Below are 24330 nucleotides of genomic sequence, written 5' to 3' on the forward strand. Positions count from 1 at the left end.
ATGCTCAAAGACTTTCTCGCCATTACCAAGCCGGGCATCATCTTGGGTAACCTCATTTCGGTGACCGGCGGTTTCTTTCTTGCAGCACATGGACGATTGGAACCGGTACCTCTACTGGCCGCGCTATTGGGCGTGGCCCTGGTCATTGCTTCCGGCTGTGTTTTCAACAACGTCGTTGACCGTGACATCGACGTCAAGATGCGGCGAACACGAGATCGGGCGCTAGTGAAAGGCGTCATTTCCGTCCCAGTGGCACTTCTATACGCCACGTGTCTGGGCGTTGGTGGAGTCATGTTGCTGTACTGGTTGGCAAACCCGCTGGCCGCGTTTTTTGCGGTTGCGGGCTTTGTCGTCTACGTCGGCTTCTACACCCTTTGGCTCAAGCGCAGCTCGGTACACGGAACGCTTGTAGGAAGTCTTTCCGGGGCAATGCCGCCGGTCATCGGTTATTGCGCTGCCAGCAATCAGTTCGATCTCGGCGCTGCCATTCTGCTGTTGATCTTCAGCCTCTGGCAGATGCCACACTCCTATGCGATTGCGATCTTTCGCTTTGATGACTACAAGGCGGCATCGATTCCGGTACTGCCCGTCGAGAAGGGCATTCCTGCGGCCAAGCGCTCCATCGTGCTGTACATCGTTGCCTTCACGGCCGCCGTGTTGGCACTGTCCCTGACAGGCTATGCCGGCATCGGTTACCTGGTCATTGCGGGTGCCGCAAGCTTCTATTGGCTTTATCTGGCGCTGTCCAACTACCACTGGGTAGATCACGCGGCTTGGGCGAAAAAGCAGTTTGCCTTTTCCATCATAATGGTCATGATCTTGAGCCTGATGATGGTAATCGATTTCGGTGTTTCATCGACCATGGCGTTGCTGGCCGGCGTTTGAACCTGGCCAATTCATTTCTATCCGAACTTCTCGTGAGCAAAAACGTCCAGTAAGGACGTCACTTCTCTTTCAGGGGTGTGTTCATGAGAGGCAAAGCCATGCGTTCAGGCTTGACACTGATGTTTGGTATAGGAATGTTGGCCTTGTCGAGTAACGCCCCGGCTGTGGCCACATCCTGGGATATCGTTCAGAAAGAAAGCCGACTGGGCTTCGTCGCGATTCAGGAAGGCGATGAGTTTCAAGGTGAGTTTGACGACTTCGATGCCGAAATGCGTTTTTCAAAGGAGGCTCTTGATGAGAGCCGCTTTGATGTCACCATCGATGTCACTAGTATCGACGCCGGCAATTCCCAGCGCAACGATACGCTCCCGGATGAGGAGTGGTTCTTCTTCGAACGCTTCCCGAAAGCTACCTATGTCACTTCAGCGATTCGTAAGGGTCGCGATACGCCCTTCGAGGCGGTGGGCACCTTGACCCTGCGGGGGTTGGAGCAAGAAGTTATTCTACCCTTCGAATGGCGAACCGAGGGCAGTCGGGCATTTATGCAGGGGCGAGCGAATTTCGATCGTCGGCAGTTCGATATAGGCCAAGGGGAATGGGCCAGTGATGATGTCGTTGGCTATCCGATACAGGTCATCATCGATCTAACGCTTGAACGCGCCGAATAAGATAAAAGAGCGCGCCCAGGCTCAAACCTGGGCGCACTCTTTACCCTCTTGCCATCGCGTCGACTATTGACGCTTGCTGGTGGTTAGCCAATGACGTTGTTCAAGGCCTGTTCCAGATTTCCGACGCTACGCTTCACATTGTGCAGCTTATCGAGGCCGAACAAACCGATGCGGAAGGTCTGGAAATCATCCCCTTCGTCACACATCAAAGGTATGCCAGCGGCGACCTGAACGCCTTGCTGGCCAAACTTGCCTGCAATTCCTGCATCTTCTGTGTAGCACACCACCACGCCAGGCGCCTGGAAACCCTCTGCTGCAACGCTTTTGAAGCCGTGATCAGCCAGCATGGCGCGCACGCCCTTGCCCAGCTCCCACTGTTCGTCGCAGACCTTGGCAAAACCGTAATCCTGGGTCTCTTTCATGACGTCTCGCAGTTGGGCCAGGCCATCCGTCGGCAGGGTGGCGTGATAGGCATGACCACCATTTTCGTAAGCGGCCATGATATCGCGCCACTTGCTTAAATCCGCCGCGAAGCTGCTACTGGTGGTCTCCTTGAGCTGTGCTTCGGCGCGCTCGGAGAGCATGACCATGGCGCAACCCGGCGAGCCGCTCCAGCCCTTTTGCGGGGCGCTGATCAAGACGTCCACGCCGCTTGACTGCATATCGACCCAGGCAGTGCCGGAGGCGATGCAGTCGAGTACGAACAAGCCGTTCACCTTGTGAACCGCATCCGCCACCTGTTTGAGATAGTCCTGGGGCAGAATCATGCCCGCAGAGGTCTCGACATGGGGGGCGAACACCAGATCCGGGCGCTGCTCCTCGATGTTGGCCACGACCTCTTCGATGGGCGCCGGGGCAAAGGGTGCCTGCTTGTCGTCACCAAGGCGTCGCGCCTTCATTACGGTGGATTGCGCGGGGATGTTCCCCATTTCGAAGATCTGGGTCCAACGATAGCTGAACCAGCCGTTGCGAATGACGAGCACCTTGCGATCCTGAGCGAATTGCCGTGCCACCGCCTCCATGCCGAAAGTACCGCTACCGGGCATGAGAATCGCACTATGAGCGCTGTAAACATCCTTCAACATGCCCAGTACATCGTTGACCACGTTCTGAAAGGCCTTGGACATGTGATTGAGGGAGCGATCGCTATAGACCACCGAATATTCTAGTAGACCGTTGGGATCGACATCGGGCCGCAAACCGGGCATTTCCTTACCTCCATATCATTGGCGATAGCTACGACTTCAATCCCCTAGGATAGGCGCAAACACTGGCAACGACTAGCGCGCTTCCACATCGCGTGTTTCCACCGGCACGACGGTAACGCTGGCTGCATGAGTTATGGCATCGGGTTTGTCAGCGTTGCCGACAGCCCCATCGATCTGGCTGTATAGCGCATGATGCAGAAGAAGCCGATCGTAGAAGGTCGTTTTCAGCGGGAACGGGCGACTGGACAGAAGCAGTGGTGTGGCAATACCGCTAGGGGTTTCCAGCTCCTTCTTCAGAATGGCGTAATCGATCAGAAAAGCCCGAGCATTGGCCTGTTCGGTAGCAGCGTCGATGGCTTTGTCGATACGTAGTGCCATGGCTTTCGGTGACTCTTCAGGCACGGGGTGGGCTTGTATCTCGAGCAGATTCTTCATTGTCCAGCCAAGCTTGACCGGTTCATTGATCAGTCGAACCGTCGTTCCTTCGGGACCCGGTAAATGAGGTTTTCGATATCGTCGGATAGCATCCGAATACAGCCATGGGAAACGCGCATGCCGACCCCATCGGGGCGATTGGTGCCATGGATCAGATAGCCCGGAATGCCCAGAATGATGGCATAGTCGCCCAGCGGATTGTCAGGTCCAGGCGGTACGACCCGGGGCAGTATGTCACCGTTTTCCGCATGTTCGGCGATGACGCTTTGGGGTGGATACCAGCTTGGCTGTTCCACTTTGGCCGTAATCTGGGTGGTTCCCAGCGGGGTTTTCCAGTCCATGCGCCCAATGCCGATGGGGTAGGTTTCGACGCTTGCGGACTCACCGGGTCTGGTTGATGGATAGTAGTAAAGCCTCAGCTCGGCAATGTTGATGACGATGCCTTCTCGGGGGCCAGGCGGCAGAACATAGCGGGTAGGCAGCAATACCCGAGCGCCCTCGCCGGGTAGCCAGATACTGGTCTCCGGATTGGCCTGGGTGATCGCGTTGTAACCGACGTTGTTGCTCAGGCCAAGATCGAGCAGCGTATCGTCTGCAGAAGCCTCAACGATGCTCATTCGACCCACGACATCGCTGCTTGCTGAAAGCGGATAGCGGCCCTGAAGGCTTTCTTCTTGTGCCTGAGCCAGCGACAGCCAAGGAAACGCCAGTGCGGCCAATATGAAAAATGTAAACCTATAACCCGTTCTTCGTCCCACTGCGCTCATCTATCGTGACCTATCGTATAAACGTCTATGTAAAGGATGGATCTCATCCTGGGGGCGTAAACTAAAGCAATCGGTGTGAACTTTATAGAGCGCGATCAAGCCCCATCTGCCAGAAGTCGATTTCCAGGCGGGTTGCGTCACGAAATATCCTGGCCAGCTCCTCGAAGCGCGCCGTTGTCACGTCTGCTAAACGCGCATCCAACCAAGCGATTTCGTCCTGCATGGCCTGCTGAAATTCCGCGCTTTCGTACATGGCGATCCAGGCGCTGTAAGGATTATCGTCACGCCGGGTAAAGGCTTGAGCATTGAGCCAGTTGGCAATCTCGCCATAGCCAACCAGACAGGGGGCAAGTGCGACGTGCATATCCAGCAGGTCACCGCGATTGCCCGTATCCAGGACATAGCGGGTATAGGCAAGGGTTGCCTTGGCTTCCGGTAGAGCAGTCAGTTGTTCTTCGCAGATGCCCCATTCACGACAGTAATCGATATGCAGATCGAGCTCGACATCGAGAATGGTCTTCAATCCTTCGAAGCCATGACGAAGCTCTTTCATGTTGCGGCTTTTGTAGACCGCCAGGGCATAGGCACGAGCGAAGTGAATCAGAAACAGATAATCCTGCTGTAAGTAATGACGAAATGCGTTGGGTTCTAGAGTGCCTGCACCCAACTGGCTGACGAAGTCGTGCTCGACATAGGTGCGCCAATCCTTCTGACAGGCCTGTGTCAGGTCGTCGAAGCGATAACCCATGATGTTCTCCAATAATGATATGAGCTCAACAGGAAGATGGCGCTTGAGCCGTTCCTACGCCGGTTGATCAGCTGCGGCTACCATAACCAGCTTGTCGGATTGGCTGGGGGCTGGCCCCGGCGCAAATCGCGCAGCCCAACGACGCAGCGCACGATCAGCCACACCATCAGCACTGGCCAGATCAACACGCCGACCGCGATCAGGGTGAGCATGAAAGCAACGATGGAATAGAGCGTACCGATCCAGAAGGTGCGGATCTGATAGCGATAATGCTCTTTCAGCCAAGGCGCGGCGTCACTTCGGTAGACATAGGCCATGATCACCCCGATCAACAGAGTGACATTGGCGGTAATCAGTCCTGCCAGGTACAGCACATAGATGATTTGAGGGACGCTGATTTCATCCTTCGTCGCAACCGGGGAAGTGGACATTGTAGTCTCCGAAGCCAATGAATAGCCGCTATCTTCCCATTGTCTGAGCCGTTGTTCGAGTGTCACTTCCTACAGGATCTTCAATCCTCCGGCTTGCTGAGCAGGTTACCCATCTTCAGGTTGTCGTTTGCGAAGGTCACTCGATAAAGACCGGTTTCGCCGCTGTCCGAGGTGAAGTAAAGGGTGTTGGCGTCAGTGAAAACGACGCCGGTGGGCGCGCCCAGCGGTTGCCCTGGTCGTCTTGAAAGCCGGTCAAAAGCTCGTGGATTTGCCCATTGTTGGGCGAATCAAGAGTTATACCCGCGATCAGGGGCTCGCGTCGCGAGGCCGGATCCCCGGAAGAGCCGCCGTGAGGTTTCGTGGCCCAGCTACCGCGCACCGCCGCCACTGCATCCAACCCAAGCGCGCCTCCCTCCGGTGCGAAACTCAGCTCCATGGGGGCGCTACGGGCAGGAAAGGTCGCCACCGGCGCGCTGGCATCGTTCATCGAACGCGGTGGTTCGCCGTTGATGCAGTTGTCGCGCTGGAACTCGCCCTTCACCCATTGGAACCAGGGCATGCCAAAGAAGTCACCCTGTTCAGCGCGTACCAGCACTTCACGAGGTTCCTCATAGCCCCAGTGGTCCGGCCCATTGTTGGTGGCATAGAGAGTGCCTGATGATCGAAGGCGAGTCCGATCGGATTGCGCAAGCCGCTTGCGTAGGGCTGCCATTGCGGTGAGTCGCCACTTTCATCGAGCACCAGGATGCCACCGCGCTGATTCTCGAAGCGGTAACCCTCGCCGACATATTGATTCGAGCAATTACCCTGAATACCCAGTCCTAGGTATAGCCGCTCGTCCGGGCCGGCCACCAGAGTGCGGGAGCTATGGCCGCCGCCGCCGGGAATTCTGGCAATTCGCGTGAAATCATTCTCGCCAGGCTTATCACCGGGACGGTAATCAGCAGCGAGTAACGCATTGGTGGTGGCGACATAAAGTCTGTCGCCACGTTGAGCGACGCTATGGGGGTAGTTGTCGAATCGAACCAGCACCTCGGCGTTCTCATAGGGCGGCGATAGCCGATAGACTCGCCCTGCCTGACTGCCGATGAACATCTCGTCATTACGACCCAGGCTGATCAGACGCGGGGCAACCAGATCCGTGACTTTGCTGACGGTGGTTCCCGGCGGGGCCATGAGCCGTTGATCGGTATTGGCGACATCGACCGCCACCAGCCCGCTGTCATTGTTCTGGGCATGAAGGGACATGGAGGTGGCCAGCGTCAAAAGAGCCAAGCTGAAGGCGACGAGGGCAGAGCGCTGGTTACCTTGTGAATCCATGGACATGAGTTCGACTCCTCATCCTGTGTCCGTATGCGTTTAACCATTATAGACGGCGAGGTTTGAAACAAAGGCTAGAATTTCTTGTAAATGCGAAATTCCTTATGGTTGGGATTGTCCTGTTCCTCTTCCGGTGTCTTGCGATAGCGCTTGTATTCCCACTGATACTGCTCCGGATCCAGGGCGATGGCAGCTTCGACGCTAGCGTTGACGCCCCGGGCAGAGATGGCTTCATCGCTTGCATAAACGCGCTCGTCCGCCATGAGAAAATGAATCGCAAAGCCATTGCCATTAAGACGCTTGGCTACACCGGTCACTACCCGAGCTTGAGTACGGGCGACCAGCTTTGGCAGAAGGGTGGCGGTGTAGGCAGGGCGATGATAAAAGTCGGCGAATACGCCGCTGCCCCAGCTAGGTACCTGATCCGGCAGAATTCCCACCGCTTCACTGCGCTTGAGAGCCTTGAGCAGTGACGCCACGCCGCGGGAATTGGTGGGCACCAGGGTGGCACCCATGCGCTCACGGCCGTGGCGAATGATGGGCTCCAGGGCGCTGATCTTGGGCGGCTCGTACATGGCGGTGAAAGGGAAGTGCTTGGATAGCCAGAAATTGAGTATTTCCCAGTTGCCGAAGTGGGGCGCCAGCACGATGACGCCTCGCCCTTCCGCTCGAGCATTGTCCAGCAGTTCGCGACCATGGACTTCGACAATCGAGGCTTCGACACGAGATGGTTGCGCCATCCAGGCAAAACCCAGTTCGAGCATCGTGGCAGCGGAGTGAACGAGGCTTTGTTTTCCACGAATATGTCGCTGATGTTTGTCGAGTTCAGGAAAGACGTCCTGCAAATTGACATCGGTGACATAGCGCTCGCGGCGACTGACGCGATGGACCTGTGGACCCAATAGCCTAGCCAGGCGCCATAAGGTATGAGGCGTGCGCCTAGAGAGCGTTCGCCACATGAAGGCAATGGCCTGGGCATGAAACTTGGGTGCAGACTTCTTTTTCTTGCTCATGAAATCGGATGGCGAAATATTGGGATCGGAATGAAAGACATGATCGAGTAACGACGTGAATCTTCAACGATGAGGGCGGCAGATTTCAATCAGATTGCCATCCGGATCGCGCAGATAAAGCGAGGTGATGGGACCTTGAACGCCCCGGCGGGGAACCGGGCCTTCCTCGATGGGAATCTGCAAGGTGTCGAGATGCGCCTGCATTTCTTCCAGGGGCAGTACGCTTCGAACGCACAGATCGATACTGCCCGGGGTGGGACGGACCGCCTTGGGGCTTGATGCCGTATCGGCCTGATGCAGGCGAAGCGCCATGTCCCCAAGCATCAGATCGACCCGTTCGGCCTCTTGATAGCGCGCTTCCAGCCTAGTACGCGGGTATAGAAATCTACCGCCCGGGAAATATCGGTAACGGTGACGACCAAGTGATCCAGGCCGGTTAACATAGCAGTCTCCGCTTGCATTTAGATGAAGGATACGACGTTGACCAGGCTGCTGTCGTGCCCTCTTTGTGATCACGATGAAATCGAGTATTACCATCAGGACAGGCGCAGGGATTATTGGCAATGCCAGCGCTGCGCGCTGGTCTTCGTGGCGCCTCACCAACAGCTTGAACCCGAGAGGGAGAAAGCGGTGTATGACTGCCACCGCAACTCGCCCCAGGACATGGACTATCGCCGGTTTTTGTCGCGGCTGTTCATTCCGCTAAAGGCCCGAGTGGCGCCTGGCGCTCAAGGGCTGGATTTTGGCTGCGGCCCTGGGCCGACGCTGTCGGTCATGTTCGAAGAGGCAGGGCATCCGATGGCACTTTACGATATCTATTACGCGCCGGATCGGGACGTTCTCGGGCAGTCTTATGATTTCATCACCGCATCCGAGGTGATCGAACACCTGGCGTCGCCGGGGCAGGTGCTAAGGGAACTCTCCGAGCAGCTTCGTCCGGGTGGCTGGCTGGGGCTGATGACCAAGCGCGTGGTTTCCCGGGAAGCCTTTGCCAACTGGCACTATATCCTGGACCCGACTCACATCAGTTTCTTCAGTGAAACGAGCTTTCGTTGGGTAAGTGCCCAGCTGGATCTGCAAGTTTTTTTCCCTTCCGCCGATGTAGTACTCATGCAAAAGCAATAGCCCCGTTTTCACTGCGCTATTCGCCTCATCGAAGGCTTGCGGCATCTATAAGATCGCACGCAGTCAAACGTTGAACGACGCAGCCAAGAAGCGTTGGAAAACGCTTCAAATTGCTTTGTAAAAAAATGTGAGCAAGGGTATATTCCCGCGCCAATTGCCAACCTGATTCCTGTCCGTTTCCGGTCAGGTACGCTCTTTCCAAGAGGCTTTTTATTTATGTCGCGGCAGCTACTGGCCATGGCGTTGGCTCCTTTGTTGGGTCTGTTCATCCTGGCGATCGGCAATGGCTTTCTGGCCACGTTGATTACCTTGCGTCTAGATGCCGCCGGCGAGTCTGCCGTCATGATCGGCTGGGTCTCTTCGGCCTATTTCATTGGTCTTGCCATCGGCGCGATGTTCAACGACCGCCTGTTGCTGCGTATCGGCCATATTCGCGCCTATGGCAGCTTTGCCTCCCTGGTAGCGGTGACGGTACTGCTGCAAGGGCTTTGGCTCGACCCCTATGCCTGGTTCCTGCTGCGCCTGATTGGCGGTTGGGCCACGGTAGGCGTGTATCTGGTCATCGAAAGCTGGCTATTGACCTCTGGAGATCAAAAAGTACGCGGGCGCCTCTTGGCGCTTTACATGATTGCTCTCTACGCGGCAGGTGTCATTGGTCAGCTGTTGTTAGGCGTGACGGATGCCATGGGCGTGACCGCACCTTTCATGGTGATTGGTATGCTGGCGTCACTCTCGGTATTACCCATGGCGATGGTCCCGCGGGTGTCGCCGCTGATTGAACAGGCCGAACCCTTGCCACCCCATCGCTTGATCACCATCACCCCTACCGGCGTCATGGCGACCTTTGGCTCGGGGCTAGCCGGCGCGGCGGTCTATGCGCTATTGCCACTTTATCTACAAAGCCTGGGACTATCGGTCGCTCGTATCGGGCAAATGATGGCAGTGATGGTGCTGGGGGCCATGCTGTTGCAGTACCCCATCGGTCGCTGGTCGGATCGCCACGACCGTCAGCTGGTGCTGATTCTCATCGGCGCCTTCTTCGCGCTCATTTCATTGGGCATGATCATGCTGCCGCAAGAGCAGTGGATGCTGGCAGGGCTCTTGTTCTTGCTGGGTGGCGGCGTTTTTGCCTTGTACCCGGTAGCACTCAGCCATGCGGCGGACCGGGCGCCGGCAGGCGCCCTGGTACGAATGAGTCAGGGGCTACTACTGATCAATGCGTTGGGTTCCACCATTAGTCCGCCTCTGGTCACGCCGGTCATGAGTTGGCTTGGCGATGCAGGGTTGTTCTGGTCCTTGGGTAGCCTTGGCGTGTTCCTGGTGCTGTTTTTCACCTGGCGGCGCAGCGTGCGCCCTGCACCGATTCCAGTAGCCCCGTTTGCTCCGAATGCGCCCATGTCCGTCATCGGAGCCGAACTCAACGTTACCGAAGAGCTCATGCAAGGTGCTACGGAGCACGAGCATCATGAGGATCTTTCACAGCTCGTGCCGGATATCGAAGTGGCGGAACCCTTCGTCGGTCCGCCCAAAGAGGAAGATGCAACGATCAGCTACTTCGATACGGATGCCGATGCATCGTCTGATAGCGACCCGCCACTGCAGGTACAGCCTTCCTGATCCTTTCTGGTTACGACTTGCAGTGAACCAGCGCCCGACGGCATACCCGTCGGGCGCTTTGCGTTTCGCCCTAGTCATTCGTGGCCGGGTAAGGCGTTTGGCTAGTGGCTAATAAAAGCCGAGGACTCTACCATCGTTGGTATCCCTTATTGATAGGAGGCTTTCATGATTTCCTATGCCGCCCCGGTACGTGACTATCGCTTCGTACTTGAAGAACTGCTCGAGCACAGATCACTGAATCTTTCACATTTTGATGAGACTACGCCTGATCTGATCGAGGCGGTGCTGGAAGAAGCAGCGCGACTGGCCAACGAGGTCTGGGCGCCGCTCAATCACACTGGCGACCGTGAGGGGGTGCGGCTTGAAAATGATGAGGTGATTACCCCGAAAGGTTTTGCCGAGGCCTATCGCGCCTATATCGATGGCGGCTGGAACGGCATCGGTGTCGACGAAACCCTAGGCGGCCAGGGCTTGCCCGAGGTAGTGGCCAGCGCCGTGCAGGAGATGCTGCACGGCGCCAACATGGCTCTTGGCCTATGTCCCATGCTCACCGCCGGTGCCATCGAGGCCTTGTCGTTGCACGGCAACGACAAGCTCAAGGCGCTCTATCTGGAAAAACTGGTCAGCGGAGAATGGACCGGCACCATGAATCTTACCGAATCCCAGGCCGGCTCGGATCTGTCCCAGGTGCGCACCAAGGCCGTTCAGAAAGAGGATCACTACCGCCTTACCGGCCAGAAGATCTATATCACCTGGGGTGAGCACGATATGGCAGAGAACATCCTGCATTTCGTGCTCGCTCGTACCCCGGATGCCCCGCAAGGCAACAAGGGTATCTCGCTGTTTTTAGTACCCAAGTTTCTGGTCAATGACGATGGCAGCCTGGGCGAGCGCAACGATGTGGTCTGCGCATCGCTTGAGCACAAGTTGGGCATTCATGCCTGCCCCACCTGCACCCTGAGCTTCGGTGAAAAAGAGGGTGCCATCGGCTATCTGGTAGGCGAATCCGGTCGCGGCCTGAATCACATGTTCACGATGATGAACGAGGCACGGCATAAAGTTGGCGTCGAAGGTATTGGCGTTGCGGAGCGCGCCTGTCAGCAGGCGCTGGACTATGCACTTGAGCGCATGCAGGGGCGCAGTCCCAAGGTCAGGGGCGGCGCGTCCTGTTCCATTGCCGATCACCTGGATGTGCGGCGCATGCTGCTGTCCATGCGCGCCCGCACGGACGGTCTGCGGGCGCTGGCGCTCTACTGTGCTGCCCAGATGGATCAGGCCCGCCATGGTGCGGACGACGATACCCGCCAGCAGGCCCAGGCTCGGGTCGATATCCTGATTCCGGTGGTCAAGGCCTTCTCCACCGATCAGGCGGTGGACATCACCTCCCTGGGCATTCAGGTGCACGGCGGCATGGGATTCATAGAGGAGGGCGGTGCAGCCCAACTGCTGCGAGACGTGCGTATTGCACCCATCTACGAAGGCACCAATGGTATCCAAGCGCTGGATCTTGCCGGTCGCAAGCTGCAGCGTGACGGTGGGGCAGCACTGTGTGCCTTGCTGGACGAAGTCGAGACCACTGCTGGCGCGCTTACCGAAAACTCAGCGCTAAAGTCGCTGGGGGAAAGCCTTGCACAAGGTAGCGCGGATCTACGTGCCGCCATGGCGATCCTTCTGAAAGAGGGCGGCGATGCGGATAATGGACCAGATGCCATTCAGGCTTACGCCACGCCGTTCCTGTCTCTGGCGGGACACGTGCTGTGCGCTTGGCAGATGAGTCGGGCGGCGCTGATCGCCCAGGCAGCGCTCGATGAGGGCAAGGGTGATGCGGATTTCTATCGCGCCAAGTTGGTCAGTGCGGATTTCGCGCTACGCCACTGGCTACCGGAAGGGCGTGCCCAGCGGGCGGTAATCGAGGCGGGCATGAATACGCTGTTGGATTTCGAGCCCACCAGTTATTGAGAGGAGGTATCATCGTGCCAAGTATTTTCGAGCAGGGCCTGCCTCAGACACCGGCGAACCATGTGGCGCTATCGCCCCTGACATTCATTGAACGTACTGCCCAGATATACCCGGACTATCCGGCGGTGGTCCACGGCGGACTGCGCCGGGATTGGTTCACCACCTGGCAGCGCTGTCGGCGTCTGGCCTCCGCGCTTGCCGGGCGCGGCATTCAACCGGGCCAGACCGTGGCCGCCATGCTGCCCAACGTGCCCCCCATGTTCGAGGCCCACTTCGGTGTGCCGCTCGCCGGCTGTGTGCTTAACACCCTGAACATTCGCCTGGACGCGGACGCCATCGCCTATATGCTCGCCCATGGTGAGGCCAAGGCGATCCTGGTCGATCCGGAGTTCGCCGATGTCATTGAGGGCGCGGTAGCCAAGCTCGACGACAAGCCGCTGATCGTCGATGTGGCGGATGCCCTATTCGAGGGCGAGGCCAGACGTATCGGCGAGATCGAGTACGAGGATCTATTGGCGGAGGGCGATCCTGAGACGCCTTACCGCCTGCCTGAGGATGAATGGCAGGCCATCTCGCTCAATTACACTTCCGGCACCACCGGCAAGCCAAAGGGCGTGGTCTATCATCATCGCGGCGCTCACTTGAACGCGGTCAGCAATATTCTTGAATGGGCCATGCCCCATCATCCGATCTATCTATGGACCCTGCCGATGTTCCACTGCAACGGCTGGTGCTTTCCCTGGACCATTGCCGCAGCGGCGGGCACCAATATCTGCCTGCGCAAGGTGGAGGCCAGAAAGGTCATGGAATTGCTGGTCGATGAAAAGGTCACCCACTTCAGCGGGGCGCCGATCATACTCAATGGCCTGGTCAATCTATCCGAGCAGCACAAGCGCATGCTGGAACATCCGGTCAAGGTCACCGTGGCCGGGGCCGGGGCCGCGCCGCCGGCCTCGGTGATTTCCGGTATCGAAAAACTGGGCATCGAGGTAACCCACGTCTATGGGTTGACCGAGGTTTATGGGCCGGTCACGGTGTGTGCCTGGCGTGAGTCCTGGAACGCGCTACCCTTGGAAGCGCGAGCCAAGATCAAGGCGCGCCAAGGGGTGCGTGGCCACATGCTGGAGGCACTGTGCGTCGCCGATGCGGATACGCTAGAGCCGGTGCCCAAGGATGGCGAAACGATCGGCGAGATCCTGATGCGGGGCAACAACGTCATGAAAGGCTACCTGAAGGATGAGAAGGCCACTCAGACGGCGTTGCAGGGCGGTTGGTACCATACCGGCGACCTGGCAGTGTGGCATGCAGATGGCTATATCGAAATCAAGGATCGCCTCAAGGACATCATCATTTCCGGCGGTGAGAACATTTCCACCATCGAGGTGGAAGACGCCATCTACTCGCATCCGGGGGTGGAGGAGGCTGCGGTGGTGGCGCGTCCGGACGAAAAATGGGGCGAGACGCCCTGTGCTTTCGTCAAACTCAAGCCCGGTCATGAAGAAACCACCGCCGAGGAGATCATTGCCTACTGCCGCGAGCATTTGGCTCATTTCAAGGTGCCGCGCCATGTGATCTTCAGCGAACTGCCCAAGACTTCCACGGGCAAGATCCAGAAATTCCTGCTGCGCGACGAAGCGCGCAAATAGTGATGGTTCAGCAGCAATACAAAGGAGACACACGGATGAGCAGCAATCGAATCGGCGTCGTTGGTGCCGGCACCATGGGCCAAGGGATCGCCCAGGTACTGGCCGCAAGCGGCTGCGAGGTACAGTTGTACGATGTCGCCGACGAACAGCTCGAGCGCGCCAAGGGCGGCATCGGCAAAGGCCTGGACAAGCTGGTAGCCAAGGAGCGCCTGTCCGCTGAGGATCGCGATGGCGCCCTGAAACGACTCGACACCACTTCCAAGCTCGAGGACCTCAAGAGCTGCGAGATCATCATCGAAGCGGCCCCGGAGAACGAGGAGCTCAAGGAGAAGTTGTTTCGTGATCTGAGTCAGCTGGGCAAGGACGTGATCCTTGCCTCCAACACCTCATCCTTGTCGTTGACTCGGCTGGCGGCGGTGTGTGAACACCCGGATCGGGTAGTAGGCATGCACTTCTTCAATCCAGTGCCGGTGCTCAAGCTGGTCGAGGTGATCCGGGCCGAGCAGACCTCTGATGCCACGGTGAAGAAGATCGAGCAGCTGGCTGAAAAGATGGGCAAGACGGCGGTGCCCATCGCGGATTCGCCAGGGTTTGCGGTCAACCGCCTGCTAGTGCCAATGATCAACGAGGCTGCCTTTCTGGTGCAGGAAAATGCCGCCACCCCAGAGGCCATCGATCAAGCCATGAAACTCGGCGCCGCCCATCCCATGGGGCCGCTGGCCCTGGCGGACCTGATCGGGTTGGATGTGTGTCTGTCCATCATGGAGGTGCTGCAGAATGGCTTCGGGGACCCCAAATATCGACCCTGCCCACTGCTCAAGCGCATGGTGGCCGCGGGCTATCTGGGCCGCAAGAGCGGGCGCGGCTTTTATGACTACGAATAGCATAGCGATGAATAAGGAGGCTTCATGAGCGACAAGCTGATCGACGTGACCGAAAAGGAAGGCGTGGTGCGCCTGACCCTGAATCGTCCCAAGGCACTCAATGCGTTGAATTCTGACCTGATCACCGAGCTGAACAAGGTACTGGTGGAGCTTGAACAGCGCAGTGATCTGCGCGCCGTTTTGATCACCGGGGCCGGCGAAAAATCCTTCGTTGCCGGCGCCGACATCAGCGAGATGCGTGACAAGACCCCGGAAGAAGCGCGGGTGTTCGCCAGTCAGGCCCTGACCACGGTCAAACGAATTGAGCATTTACCCGTGCCGGTGGTAGCCCTGGTCAACGGCTTCTGTTTGGGCGGCGGCTGCGAACTGGCCCTGGCCTGCGACTGGGCCATCGCCAGCGACAATGCCATCTTCGGCCAGCCGGAAGTGGGCCTGGGGGTGATTCCCGGCTTCGGTGGCACCCAGCGCTTGCCACGCCGGGTCGGCTCTGCCCTGGCGCTGGATCTGATCACCACCGGGCGCAAGATCGATGCCGCCGAGGCCCTGCGCATTGGCCTGGTCAATCGCGTGGTGCCGGCGGGCGAGCTTGACGCCGTGGCGGAAGAGCTCACCCAGCAGTTTGCCGGCAACGGCCGTCAGGCAATTCGCTCTGCCAAGCAGGCCATCTACGACGGCATGGATCAGGACCTGGACAGTGCCCTGGCACTCGAAACCAGTCTGTTTGCCCTGGCTTTGCCGGTGAAGAACAAAGTGAAGGCATGGGCGCGTTCGTCGAGAAGCGCAAGCCGAATTTTTGAATCAGCTTGGTATGACTGATAGAGGAACGGCCTCGGCGGTAATGCCAGGGTCGCTTCTCTATTTTGCACAGGATATCTTTTTCAGACATTGAAAGGCGGCATGACTTGAAACCCCCTATCACGCCGGATGGCCGATATATCGTCGTTCGCGGTCGTCTCTGGCGAGCGAGTAACCCCCACCTGCCCGAACATGAGCGTGGGGCGCTGGTACAGGACTTGATGACGGCGCGGCGTGAAGTGAAAGCCGCCCGTGACGCGGAAGATGAAGAGCGCCTTATTGCCGCGAGAAAAGCCGTGGATGCCGCCAAAGTCGCGTTAGGCGAGCGCGGCCCAGTCTGGTGGACGGATGGCGCCATGGACTTCAATCGCCACATGGCCAAGAACACGCCCTATGCCGACTGGTATGCCGAGCAGGCCGATTCTCGTTGATCCAGGGCATGCGTTGGCCAAAACGCATTGGCAGTAAAGACGCCGGGCTAGAAGAAAGAGATCGTGTCTTCTATAAGCACTTAGTGAAACAAGGAAGTATCATTCTAAAAGGAGAATTTTCAATGCGTAAACTTATTGCTTCCGCGGTGTTAGGCGGCCTGCTGTTCGCTCCCGCCTATGCGGCTTTCGCCCAGGAGATTCCAACGGTCAGCCAGCGCGAGGGCTGGGCGGTGCATCATAGCGACAAGGGCTATCAGGAGCTTGTTGATGCGGTGAAAGCCGCTGCACGAGATAGCGCGCTTGGTGTGGTTACTGAAGCCGGACCGACCCAGGCGGCTGCCAAGCGCGGTATCGATATTCCGGGTAACCGGGTCATTGGCCTGTTCAATAACGAATACGCGGTGCGGATTCTCAAGCTGTCCACGGCGGCGATGATCGAAGCACCCATTCGCATGTATGTCACCGAAGCCCCAGATGGCACGGCCACCCTGTCCTACAAGCTGCCTTCTTATGTCTATGAACCCTACATGGAGGAGGGCGGTCAGGAGCTTGCTCAGGCGGCCGACGAACTCGAACATGATTTCGCCAAAGTCGCCAAGGATGCTTTGCAGCAATAACATGCTGAAATGGCCGTAGTAGCGGGGACGCCAACATTCGTAGATATCGTTTCTGTCATTGAAGTCGGTTGATAATTGAAAATGAAAAAACTGCTCATTGCCCTGATCATCGGCTTTACCTTGCATGGGGTTTTTAAGAACTACTCCCATTTTGCGCAGGTTTTTACACAACAAAGTGCTACCGGCGATCAGCAAATCACCAACGCTTTCCAGAATCGACAAAGCGATCTGCAGGTGGCCGGCTCGGGCGTCGTCGTTCATCTGCTTCCCGATGATAGACAGGGCAGTCGTCATCAAAGATTCATTCTCGAGCTTGCCACTGGGCAAACGCTGCTGATAGCACACAACATCGATCTGTCATCGCGTATCGATGCACTGCGCAAGGGCGATACCGTCGAGTTCCATGGCGAATACGAATGGAATCCAAAAGGTGGGGTCGTGCATTGGACCCACCGTGATCCCGGCGGTCGCCATGTGAACGGGTGGTTGAAGCACGAAGGAAAGATTTATCAATAGTCTTTTGTCAGCAAACGCTTACTCCCGGGCTGACAAAGGCCCTGGATAAAACACGCCCCGGCCATTTACTGGTCCGGGGCGGTTTCTTGTCAGGCGACGTCTACCATCGGTAGAGCCTGGGGCACTGTCTTAGCTGCCGCGATAGGTGGAGTAGCCGTAAGGGCTCAGCAGCAGTGGAATGTGGTAGTGCTGGTCGGTGTCCTCGACCTTGAACGGTACCGGGATGTCCGGGAAGAAGGTTTCGGTGCCCTGGGCGTCGAAGTAGTCGCCGGTCTCGAAGGTCACGCGATAGACGCCGGACTCGAACTCCTGGTCTTCGGGGAACAAGGCGCTGATGCGTCCGGTGCTTTCGTCGGTGGTCGCCTGGTTGAGCTCTTCCCAGCCGCTATCGGTCTGCTTTTCCAGGATCACGTCGACGCCGCCGGAGGGCTTGCCGTCCTGGATGTTGAGCACGTGTACGCTCAAGGGATTGTCGGCGGCCTGAGCCAGGGTGGCAGCGCCACACAGCGCGATACCGGCAATGAGTGAGGATAGTGTTTTCATCTGCTTCTCCTAAAACAAGTGTTTGCTATTATTGCTTCTGGTTGGGTAATACGTTTTCAAGAGCTTGCATGGCGCAGCCTTCATCAACGGCGGAACCGCCGCCGCCAGCAACACCGATGGCGCCGATGACTTCATCTTCTACACGAACCGGCACACCGCCGCCGAGCAGCAACAGCTCATCGATGGTCGTTAGATTAGCCGAGGACGCATCGTTTTGCGCAATTTCGGCCATCTTGCGGCTGGTCGACTTGGTGGAAATGGAGGTGTAGGCCTTGCGCTGAGCCGCCAGCGTGTTGTGCGGACCAATGTTGTCGTCACGCTGTAGAGCCACCAGATTGCCACCGCGATCCAGGACCGCGACAACGGCAGTGCGATCATCGCTGTGACAGGCGTCAAGGGTCGCATCCACCAGCTGGTTGGCCAGCGCCAGGGACATGTCTCGGTGCTGAAGGCCCGGCGTAGAATCCGCCATGGCGGTTCCAGCAAGTAGCGTGGCGCCAAGTAAAGACAGGCTGGCAAGTCGTAGGGTCATGGATATCTCCCGATTGATGTTGGCACCATTGTGGCATCGGGCTCTCGTCAAACCCCTTACGTGAATATTACAACTTTGTAATGGGCAAGATGAGCCAATCCGGCTAGCCTTGCCTGTTTCGATAAAGTCCCTTCGACCCAGCCCCGTAAACCAAGCCCTTTCCGACGAGTCAGTGATATGCGCATTCTAGTGGTGGAAGATGAAGTCAAGACTGCCGACTATCTGCGCAAGGGATTGAGTGAGTCCGGCTATATGGTGGACGTGGCACGAAACGGTCATGACGGCCAGCACCTCATTGAGGAGTTCGAATTCGATCTGATCATTCTCGATGTGATGCTCCCGGGGCTCGATGGCTGGCAGCTTCTCAAGCTCATTCGCCGCCGACATCAGACACCGGTGCTGTTCCTCACGGCCCGAGACGAAGTGGAGTATCGCGTCAAAGGGCTTGAGCTCGGAGCGGATGATTACTTGATCAAACCCTTCTCCTTCGTCGAACTGTTGGCTCGGGTGCGCACCCTGCTACGCCGTGGGCCGCCCCGGGAGTCAGAGCATTTCCAGGTGGCGGATCTGCACATGGACGTGCTGCGTCGGCGAGTGGTGCGCAAGGAAGAGCGACTGACCTTGACCAACAAGGAGTTTGCGCTGCTGCATCTACTGCTGGAGCGAGAAGGCGAGGTGCTGTCGCGTACCTATATTGCCTCTCAGGTGTGGCAGATGAACTTCGACAGCGACACCAACGTGGTCGAGGTGGCGGTGCGACGATTGAGGGCCAAGGTCGACGATCCTTATGACACCAAGCTGATCCATACGGTGCGAGGGATGGGTTATGTCCTCGAGGTGCCAAGCTGATGCCTTGGCCACGGTCGTTGAGCGTTCGTCTGGCCCTGATGTTCGCCTTGGTCAGCCTGCTGCTGTTGGGTAGCATCGGCTTCTATCTCTATCAGTCATTGACCCGAGAGATCGCTTGGCGGGATGACCAGATGCTGATGGGACGGCTAGAGCGCATGGAAGTCCTGCTCGAGGACGGTGAAAGCGTTGCGGCACTGCGTCGTCGTCCGCAGCTTTATGCCAACATGCTGGGTAACCGCGAAAGTCTGCTGTGGATTCTGGATGCTCAGGGGCAGGCGCTGATCGAGGTCAATCCGGCGAATCTGTCAGCTCCGAACCTGCCGGAATCGAAGGATGTGCGATTGGGGGATTATCCTGGCTCGCCGCGGGCTCGTCTGGCGTGGCAGAGCGTGGAGCAGGAGGGCAAGCGACTCACCATGGTGGCGGGCAAGCTGCTTTATGAGCGGGATCAGATGCTGGCGGACTATCGCTTCACCTTAGGGATGGCGTTGGGCGTAGGTGCCTTGTTGGCCTCTTTACTGGGGTGGGCCGTGAGTCGGCGCGGGCTGCGCCCGGTGCGCCGGCTTGCCAGGCGAGCCAAGGCCATCGACGTTCAGCATCTCAATCTACGCTTGGAAAGCGATAGCGACGTCGAAGAGCTGCGCCTTTTGAGTAGCGCCCTGAATCAGATGCTGGTTCGTTTGGAGGAGGGGTTTGCCCAGCTTTCGCGTTTTTCCGAGGATCTTGCCCATGAAATGCGCACACCGCTGAACAATTTGCTCGGGCACACTCAGCAAGTGCTGCGCCAAGAACGACCGACGGAAGACTATCAGTATCTGCTGGCGTCCCATATCGAGGAGTACGAGCGGCTGTCCCGCATGATAAACAGTATGTTGTTTCTAGCTCGTACCGAAAGCCCATCGGCGACAATGACGAAGGAAAACATCGATATTGCCCAGCTTGTCGAGCAGCTATGTGAGTACTTCGAAGGAATGGCGGAGGAGGATGACCGCGCCCTCGTCAACCAGGCCAGCGGTACCCTCCGGGCAAATTCTGACCTGCTGCGCAGAGCCCTGGCTAATCTGCTTGCCAACGCCTTGCGCTATGGTCGTGAGGGAACGTCCATCCGCATCGCCAGTGATGTAATAGACGATCATGTTGCGATCAGGGTTCACAACGAGGGAGAGCCCATCGAGTCCGTGGATCAAGCCCGTATCTTCGAGCGTTTTTATCGCTGCGATCCGGCCCGCACCGGGGCAGGGGATTCCGGCGGGCTGGGGTTGGCGATCGTACGCTCAATTGCTCAGTGGCACGGGGGCAGCATCAGTGTCGAAAGCCGTACCAGTGGTACTACCTTCGTCCTTTCGTTGCCGAAGGATAGGGGCAAAATGCCGGAAAAGGACATCTGAAAGAGCGTCATGAATCTTCGAAACGATACGGATTTGACTAAAGAGGGCAGCGTAACATCGTCCTTTGGTTTGCTGGGTGGACTGGCGCTGCTGGTAATGCTGGGGCTCAATCTGCGGCCGTTGATTGCCTCCATCAGCCCGCTGCAAGGAGCTATAAGAGCCGATACCGGCATGAGCTTCCAGGCGGTTGGCTTGCTCACCACGCTGCCCTTCCTGTGCATGGGATTGGTTGCCTTGATGAGCGCCAGGCTGGCGGCCCGGCTTGGGGAAGGGCGAGGTGTTTCTCTCGGATTGATGCTCATCTTGTTCGGGTGCCTGATTCGCATCATCAACCCAAGCGGGACAGCGCTACTTGTCACGGCGCTGATAGGCGGTGTGGGTATCGCCATCATTCAGACCTTGCTGCCCGGGCGCATCAAGCGCGACTTTCCCGGGCGCGTGCCCCTTGCCATGGGCATCTATTCCGCATCCTTGATGAGCGGGGGTGGTTTGGCCGCTTGGCTCAGCCCGCGTATTGCGGCACAAACGGATTCCTGGTCCCTGGGCGTGGGACTATGGTTCATTCCCGCGGTGATCGCCTTGGCAGGCTGGCTGTGGAAAGTGGCCCAGCCGCGCGGCAGTCGCTCCCCTGTCGCCGCCAACCGGCTCTGGCGTTTTCCACGCGCCTGGGTGCTGGCGCTCTATTTCGGCATCATCAATGCCGGATATTCCAGCGTCATTGCCTGGCTTCCCGCCTATTACCAGCAGCTGGGGTGGAACACGTCTCACAGTGGTTTACTATTGGCCTGGATGACGATATTCCAGGTAATGGCGGCGTTGACCATGCCAATGCTTGCTCAACGCCAACGCGGTATAGACCGTCGTATGTTGTTGAGTGTGAGCCTGCTGGCACAGCTGATCGGTTATCTGGGATTGATCCTTCTACCGGGCCCCGGGGCACTGATCTGGATTGCGATCGCAGGCTTCGGACTGGGTGCCTGCTTTGGCTTGGGCTTGATATTGGCGCTTGATCATCACCCCGAACCGCACATCGCAGGGCAACTTGCTGCCTTCATGCAGGGAATCGGTTTCATGATCAATGCCATGTCACCCTGGGTGAGCGGCGCTCTGCGCCAAGCTACCGGCAATTTTATTGCAGTCTGGATAATGCTGGCCCTGGGGGCAGCCGCCATGATGGCGCTGACCCTGGTTTTCAGGCCTTCCCAGTACGAGAAGCTCGGCTTGGAGCAGGCCTGACCTTAACGTGGATGCTCAGCGCTTGCACCACGCGTCGGGCGGCAATCATACTGCAGGCCTGACGACAATTAGCAGTATTCCTCGCCGCGTAAGGCCGGTTCATATTGGTTTTCGACAAACGGCAACGTGTACAACGTGACAATTCGATGGATCGAGAAGAATGGCAAAACGTGCTCTGCCCAATCATGTAGGTTTCATCCCGGACGGCAATCGGCGCTGGGCCGTACAGCGGGGGCTTTCCAAGGAAGAGGGCTATCGCTTTGGCATCGAGCCTGGGCTTGCTCTGTTCGAGCAGTGTAAGCAACTGGGTATTCCCGAAGTCTCCGTGTATGGCTTCACCCAGGACAACACCAAAAGAGCGTCGCCGCAGATCCAGGCTTTTCGCTCTGCCTGCGTCGAGTTCGCCCTCGAGATCGCCCGACGCGGTGCGGCCCTGCTGGTGGTGGGTAAGTACGGCTCCAAGCAGTTGCCGGATGAGCTGCGTGAATTCCAGACTCGCCAGGGCCAGGGCATCAAGGTGAATTTTCTGGCGAACTACCACTGGGAGTGGGATCTGGATGGACTCAAGGAAGGGGAAATTCGCTCTCGGGACGTATCCCAGCTGGATCTGATCGTGCGCTGGGGAGGCGGGCGTCGGCTTAGCGGCTTCCTGCCGGTGCAATCCGTATACGCCGATTTCTTCGTCGTCGATGATTACTGGCCGGACTTCAAGCCCGGACATCTCGATCAGGCGCTGGCCTGGTTCAAGCACCAGGATCAGACCCTGGGGGGTTAGGAATTAGTATCGCCCTTGAACAGCGGTTGCCGGGCATCCAATCGATGGTTGAGTCGGCTGCCGTCCGGGGGTCGATCGAGGCTGATCGATCGACCAAATCCGACTGCTAGTAGCTCCACTAGCATCATTGCGGAAAGCCCCCAGATCACATGCTCGCCTTCCTGGTAGCTGGGTACGTAGAGCGATCGTTCACCGATCTGGATTACATCGGTATGGCTACGACGATCCTCGAGAAACATCGCCAGCGGCGCTTCGAAAATAACATCCAGCTCACCGAACTCCGGGCGCAGTGGCAGATCTGCGGGTATCACCCCCACAAAGGGTGTCACCCGAATGCCATGCAGCGAGATCAAATCGCTAAGACGCCCGAACAGCCTTACTTGCTTAGGCGCAAGGGCGATTTCTTCCTCGGCCTCGCGTAGAGCGGTGGTCAATAAATCGGGATCGTCAGGCTCGCGTTTACCCCCAGGAAAGGCGACCTGACCGCCGTGCTGTTTGAGATGGGCCGCCCGGCGGGTGAAGAGCAGCGTCGGTTCCGGGCGATCGACGATAGGGATGAGTACCGCAGCCTGAGACAGGGCCAGTCCCAATTTGCGCGGTGTGTGTGCTTGCAGGCGTTCGTAGAGTTTCTCTAACATGGAGCTTCCATTGAGTTTCACTACTTGTACTCAGCCCCTGGAAAAGCGTCAAGTGACGCGCGTGAGGTATTAATGAACTTCTGTAGCCATTGCGGGCATGCTGTACGTTTCGCCATTCCTGAAGACGATGATCGGCCTCGCTATCTGTGTGACGCTTGCGGCACCATCCACTATCAGAATCCACGCATCGTTGCCGGCACTCTCCCCATTCGCGATGGCCGCGTACTCCTGTGCCGACGGGCCATTTCGCCGCGTAAGGGGTACTGGACACTACCCGCGGGCTACATGGAAAACGCTGAAACCACCGTCGAGGCTGCAGCGAGAGAGACCCTGGAAGAAGCCTGTGCCAAGGTCAAGATTCACGATCTCTATACCCTGATCAACTTGCCGCATATCAATCAGGTCTACATGATTTTTCGTGCGGATCTAACCAGTGATTTTGCTTCAGGACCGGAAAGTCTTGAAGTGGCGCTGTTCGATGAACAGGACATTCCCTGGAACGAGCTGGCTTTCCCTACTATCGAACGCACTTTGCATCACTACTTCGGCGATCGCAAAGAAGGCGTCTTTCCTTTGCATATCAGTGATATCGGTCGTGACGATCGTGAACGCTACTTCGGCAGCGCCTGAACCGGCAGGCGCAACACAGGAAAAATGCGCACCAGCGCAGAAAATGTTGTGCAATAGTTCTACAGCTAGACTAATCTGTATAGGCATTGTGCGGCACAGTGTGATGAAAGGAAAACCCATGATGCCGCAATCATTACTCTCGAGGAGTGAGCAGAAATGAATGCTTATGCACGTACGGCAACTCGGTGGTTCGGTACAGGATTGGCAGGGCTGATGCTTTCTGGTGCGGTATTGGCAGGCAGCGGAGGAGATAGCGAGAGAGACATCGTCGATACGGCGGCAAGCGTGGGGGAGTTCAACACTCTGGTTGCGGCGGTAAAGGCAGCGGATCTGGTCGATACTCTCAAAGGAGAGGGGCCCTTCACCGTGTTTGCACCCACGGATGATGCTTTTGATGCCTTGCCGGAAGGCACGGTAGAGGATCTTTTGAAGCCGGAAAACAAGGAGCAGCTGCAGAAATTACTGACCTATCACGTCGTGCCGGAAGAGATGATGGCGTCGGATCTCAGTGATGGAGACTCGGTGACCACCGTCGAAGGAGGGGATCTGAGTATCTCCATGGAAGGCGAGACGGTAATGATCAACGATAATGCCAAGGTAGTGCAGGCGGACGTCGAGGCCAGCAACGGTGTGATTCACGCCGTCGACGCGGTGCTGATGCCCGAATAAGCAAA

The 24330-nt window shown here is 57.6% G+C and carries 27 protein-coding genes and 2 pseudogenes; 17 read left to right on the forward strand and 12 right to left on the reverse strand.

Features of this window, described 5'->3' with window-relative positions; all coding sequences use genetic code 11:
- On the forward strand, positions 1 to 885 hold the full coding sequence (cyoE, locus tag CH74_RS04125) for a heme o synthase (protein WP_048306198.1): 885 nt from the start codon (positions 1 to 3) through the stop codon (positions 883 to 885).
- Between the two features lie 143 nt (positions 886 to 1028).
- Entirely contained in the window at positions 1029 to 1553 is a 525-nt protein-coding gene (locus CH74_RS04130) for a YceI family protein (RefSeq protein WP_172656299.1), read from the forward strand.
- An 83-nt stretch (positions 1554 to 1636) separates the two neighbouring features.
- Here the strand turns inward: CH74_RS04130 and CH74_RS04135 are convergent, their stop codons facing one another.
- The 9 genes and pseudogenes from CH74_RS04135 to CH74_RS04165 form a co-directional block, all read right to left on the reverse strand.
- Positions 1637 to 2761 (reverse strand): aminotransferase class V-fold PLP-dependent enzyme, encoded by a 1125-nt coding sequence (locus CH74_RS04135; protein ID WP_048306201.1) that lies wholly within the window; start codon positions 2759 to 2761, stop codon positions 1637 to 1639.
- Positions 2762 to 2833: 72 nt separating this feature from the next.
- Positions 2834 to 3139, reverse strand: a complete 306-nt coding sequence (locus CH74_RS19325) for a hypothetical protein (protein ID WP_253272936.1) — start codon at positions 3137 to 3139, stop codon at positions 2834 to 2836.
- 86 nt (positions 3140 to 3225) lie between these two features.
- On the reverse strand, positions 3226 to 3915 hold the full coding sequence (locus CH74_RS19330) for a L,D-transpeptidase family protein (RefSeq protein ID WP_253272937.1): 690 nt from the start codon (positions 3913 to 3915) through the stop codon (positions 3226 to 3228).
- A 130-nt stretch (positions 3916 to 4045) separates the two neighbouring features.
- A complete protein-coding gene (tenA, locus tag CH74_RS04145; protein ID WP_048306202.1) occupies positions 4046 to 4711 on the reverse strand; it encodes a thiaminase II in 666 nt (221 codons plus the stop codon).
- A gap of 77 nt (positions 4712 to 4788) precedes the next feature.
- A complete protein-coding gene (locus tag CH74_RS04150) occupies positions 4789 to 5142 on the reverse strand; it encodes a DUF4870 domain-containing protein (protein ID WP_048306203.1) in 354 nt (117 codons plus the stop codon).
- Positions 5143 to 5278: 136 nt separating this feature from the next.
- A complete protein-coding gene (locus CH74_RS17685) occupies positions 5279 to 5737 on the reverse strand; it encodes a hypothetical protein (protein WP_156181353.1) in 459 nt (152 codons plus the stop codon).
- Positions 5680 to 6468, reverse strand: coding sequence for a sorbosone dehydrogenase family protein (locus CH74_RS17690; RefSeq protein ID WP_053070623.1), 789 nt, complete (start codon positions 6466 to 6468; stop codon positions 5680 to 5682). The genes CH74_RS17685 and CH74_RS17690 overlap by 58 nt, the downstream gene beginning before the upstream one ends.
- A 68-nt stretch (positions 6469 to 6536) precedes the next feature.
- Positions 6537 to 7475: a lysophospholipid acyltransferase family protein gene (locus tag CH74_RS04160; RefSeq protein ID WP_048306204.1), complete on the reverse strand. Its 939-nt coding sequence runs from the start codon at positions 7473 to 7475 to the stop codon at positions 6537 to 6539.
- A 63-nt stretch (positions 7476 to 7538) separates the two neighbouring features.
- A pseudogene (locus CH74_RS04165) lies at positions 7539 to 7918 on the reverse strand (VOC family protein).
- Between the two features lie 46 nt (positions 7919 to 7964).
- Here CH74_RS04165 and CH74_RS04170 point away from each other — a divergent pair.
- The 9 genes and pseudogenes from CH74_RS04170 to CH74_RS04210 all read left to right on the forward strand — a co-directional run bounded on the left by CH74_RS04170 (position 7965) and on the right by CH74_RS04210 (position 17065).
- Positions 7965 to 8600: a class I SAM-dependent methyltransferase gene (locus CH74_RS04170; protein WP_253272938.1), complete on the forward strand. Its 636-nt coding sequence runs from the start codon at positions 7965 to 7967 to the stop codon at positions 8598 to 8600.
- A gap of 216 nt (positions 8601 to 8816) precedes the next feature.
- Complete coding sequence (locus CH74_RS04175) at positions 8817 to 10217, forward strand: MFS transporter (RefSeq protein ID WP_048306206.1); 1401 nt, start codon at positions 8817 to 8819, stop codon at positions 10215 to 10217.
- A gap of 165 nt (positions 10218 to 10382) precedes the next feature.
- Positions 10383 to 12176, forward strand: coding sequence for an acyl-CoA dehydrogenase (locus tag CH74_RS04180; protein ID WP_048306207.1), 1794 nt, complete (start codon positions 10383 to 10385; stop codon positions 12174 to 12176).
- An 11-nt stretch (positions 12177 to 12187) separates the two neighbouring features.
- Positions 12188 to 13822 carry an acyl-CoA synthetase gene (locus tag CH74_RS04185; RefSeq protein ID WP_156181366.1) on the forward strand — a complete coding sequence of 545 codons (1635 nt, stop codon included), beginning with the start codon at positions 12188 to 12190 and terminating at the stop codon, positions 13820 to 13822.
- Between the two features lie 2 nt (positions 13823 to 13824).
- Positions 13825 to 14706 (forward strand): 3-hydroxybutyryl-CoA dehydrogenase, encoded by an 882-nt coding sequence (locus CH74_RS04190; RefSeq protein ID WP_156181355.1) that lies wholly within the window; start codon positions 13825 to 13827, stop codon positions 14704 to 14706.
- 24 nt (positions 14707 to 14730) lie between these two features.
- Positions 14731 to 15503: pseudogene (locus CH74_RS04195) on the forward strand (enoyl-CoA hydratase/isomerase family protein).
- A gap of 105 nt (positions 15504 to 15608) precedes the next feature.
- A complete protein-coding gene (locus CH74_RS04200; protein ID WP_048306210.1) occupies positions 15609 to 15932 on the forward strand; it encodes a hypothetical protein in 324 nt (107 codons plus the stop codon).
- A 122-nt stretch (positions 15933 to 16054) separates the two neighbouring features.
- Complete coding sequence (locus CH74_RS04205) at positions 16055 to 16549, forward strand: DUF302 domain-containing protein (RefSeq protein WP_156181358.1); 495 nt, start codon at positions 16055 to 16057, stop codon at positions 16547 to 16549.
- Between the two features lie 81 nt (positions 16550 to 16630).
- Positions 16631 to 17065, forward strand: a complete 435-nt coding sequence (locus tag CH74_RS04210; RefSeq protein WP_048306211.1) for a DUF3465 domain-containing protein — start codon at positions 16631 to 16633, stop codon at positions 17063 to 17065.
- 129 nt (positions 17066 to 17194) lie between these two features.
- Here CH74_RS04210 and uraH read toward each other — a convergent pair whose 3' ends face one another.
- The gene (gene uraH, locus CH74_RS04215; RefSeq protein ID WP_048306212.1) at positions 17195 to 17608 is read right to left on the reverse strand and encodes a hydroxyisourate hydrolase; all 414 of its coding nucleotides are present in this window, start codon (positions 17606 to 17608) and stop codon (positions 17195 to 17197) included.
- A gap of 28 nt (positions 17609 to 17636) precedes the next feature.
- The gene (locus CH74_RS04220) at positions 17637 to 18140 is read right to left on the reverse strand and encodes a heme-binding protein (protein WP_048306213.1); all 504 of its coding nucleotides are present in this window, start codon (positions 18138 to 18140) and stop codon (positions 17637 to 17639) included.
- 177 nt (positions 18141 to 18317) lie between these two features.
- On the opposite strand from CH74_RS04220, the gene CH74_RS04225 reads away from it, so the two are divergent.
- The 4 genes from CH74_RS04225 to CH74_RS04240 all read left to right on the forward strand — a co-directional run bounded on the left by CH74_RS04225 (position 18318) and on the right by CH74_RS04240 (position 22388).
- Entirely contained in the window at positions 18318 to 18989 is a 672-nt protein-coding gene (locus tag CH74_RS04225) for a heavy metal response regulator transcription factor (RefSeq protein ID WP_048306214.1), read from the forward strand.
- Positions 18989 to 20377, forward strand: a complete 1389-nt coding sequence (locus CH74_RS04230) for a heavy metal sensor histidine kinase (RefSeq protein ID WP_048306215.1) — start codon at positions 18989 to 18991, stop codon at positions 20375 to 20377. The genes CH74_RS04225 and CH74_RS04230 overlap by 1 nt, the downstream gene beginning before the upstream one ends.
- A 9-nt stretch (positions 20378 to 20386) precedes the next feature.
- Positions 20387 to 21613, forward strand: a complete 1227-nt coding sequence (locus CH74_RS04235) for a CynX/NimT family MFS transporter (RefSeq protein WP_082140285.1) — start codon at positions 20387 to 20389, stop codon at positions 21611 to 21613.
- A 160-nt stretch (positions 21614 to 21773) separates the two neighbouring features.
- Entirely contained in the window at positions 21774 to 22388 is a 615-nt protein-coding gene (locus CH74_RS04240; RefSeq protein ID WP_048306216.1) for an undecaprenyl diphosphate synthase family protein, read from the forward strand.
- Here the strand turns inward: CH74_RS04240 and CH74_RS04245 are convergent.
- Positions 22385 to 23026, reverse strand: coding sequence for a CoA pyrophosphatase (locus CH74_RS04245; protein WP_048306217.1), 642 nt, complete (start codon positions 23024 to 23026; stop codon positions 22385 to 22387). The genes CH74_RS04240 and CH74_RS04245 overlap by 4 nt on opposite strands.
- A gap of 72 nt (positions 23027 to 23098) precedes the next feature.
- Between CH74_RS04245 and CH74_RS04250 the strand changes: the two genes are divergently transcribed.
- Both CH74_RS04250 and CH74_RS04255 read left to right on the forward strand, forming a co-directional pair.
- The gene (locus CH74_RS04250; protein WP_048306218.1) at positions 23099 to 23656 is read left to right on the forward strand and encodes an NUDIX hydrolase; all 558 of its coding nucleotides are present in this window, start codon (positions 23099 to 23101) and stop codon (positions 23654 to 23656) included.
- 156 nt (positions 23657 to 23812) lie between these two features.
- Positions 23813 to 24325 (forward strand): fasciclin domain-containing protein, encoded by a 513-nt coding sequence (locus CH74_RS04255; protein ID WP_053070624.1) that lies wholly within the window; start codon positions 23813 to 23815, stop codon positions 24323 to 24325.
- The last annotated feature ends 5 nt before the right edge of the window (positions 24326 to 24330 follow it).

This window comes from Halomonas sp. PR-M31, assembly GCF_001039575.1.
GTDB lineage: Bacteria > Pseudomonadota > Gammaproteobacteria > Pseudomonadales > Halomonadaceae > Modicisalibacter.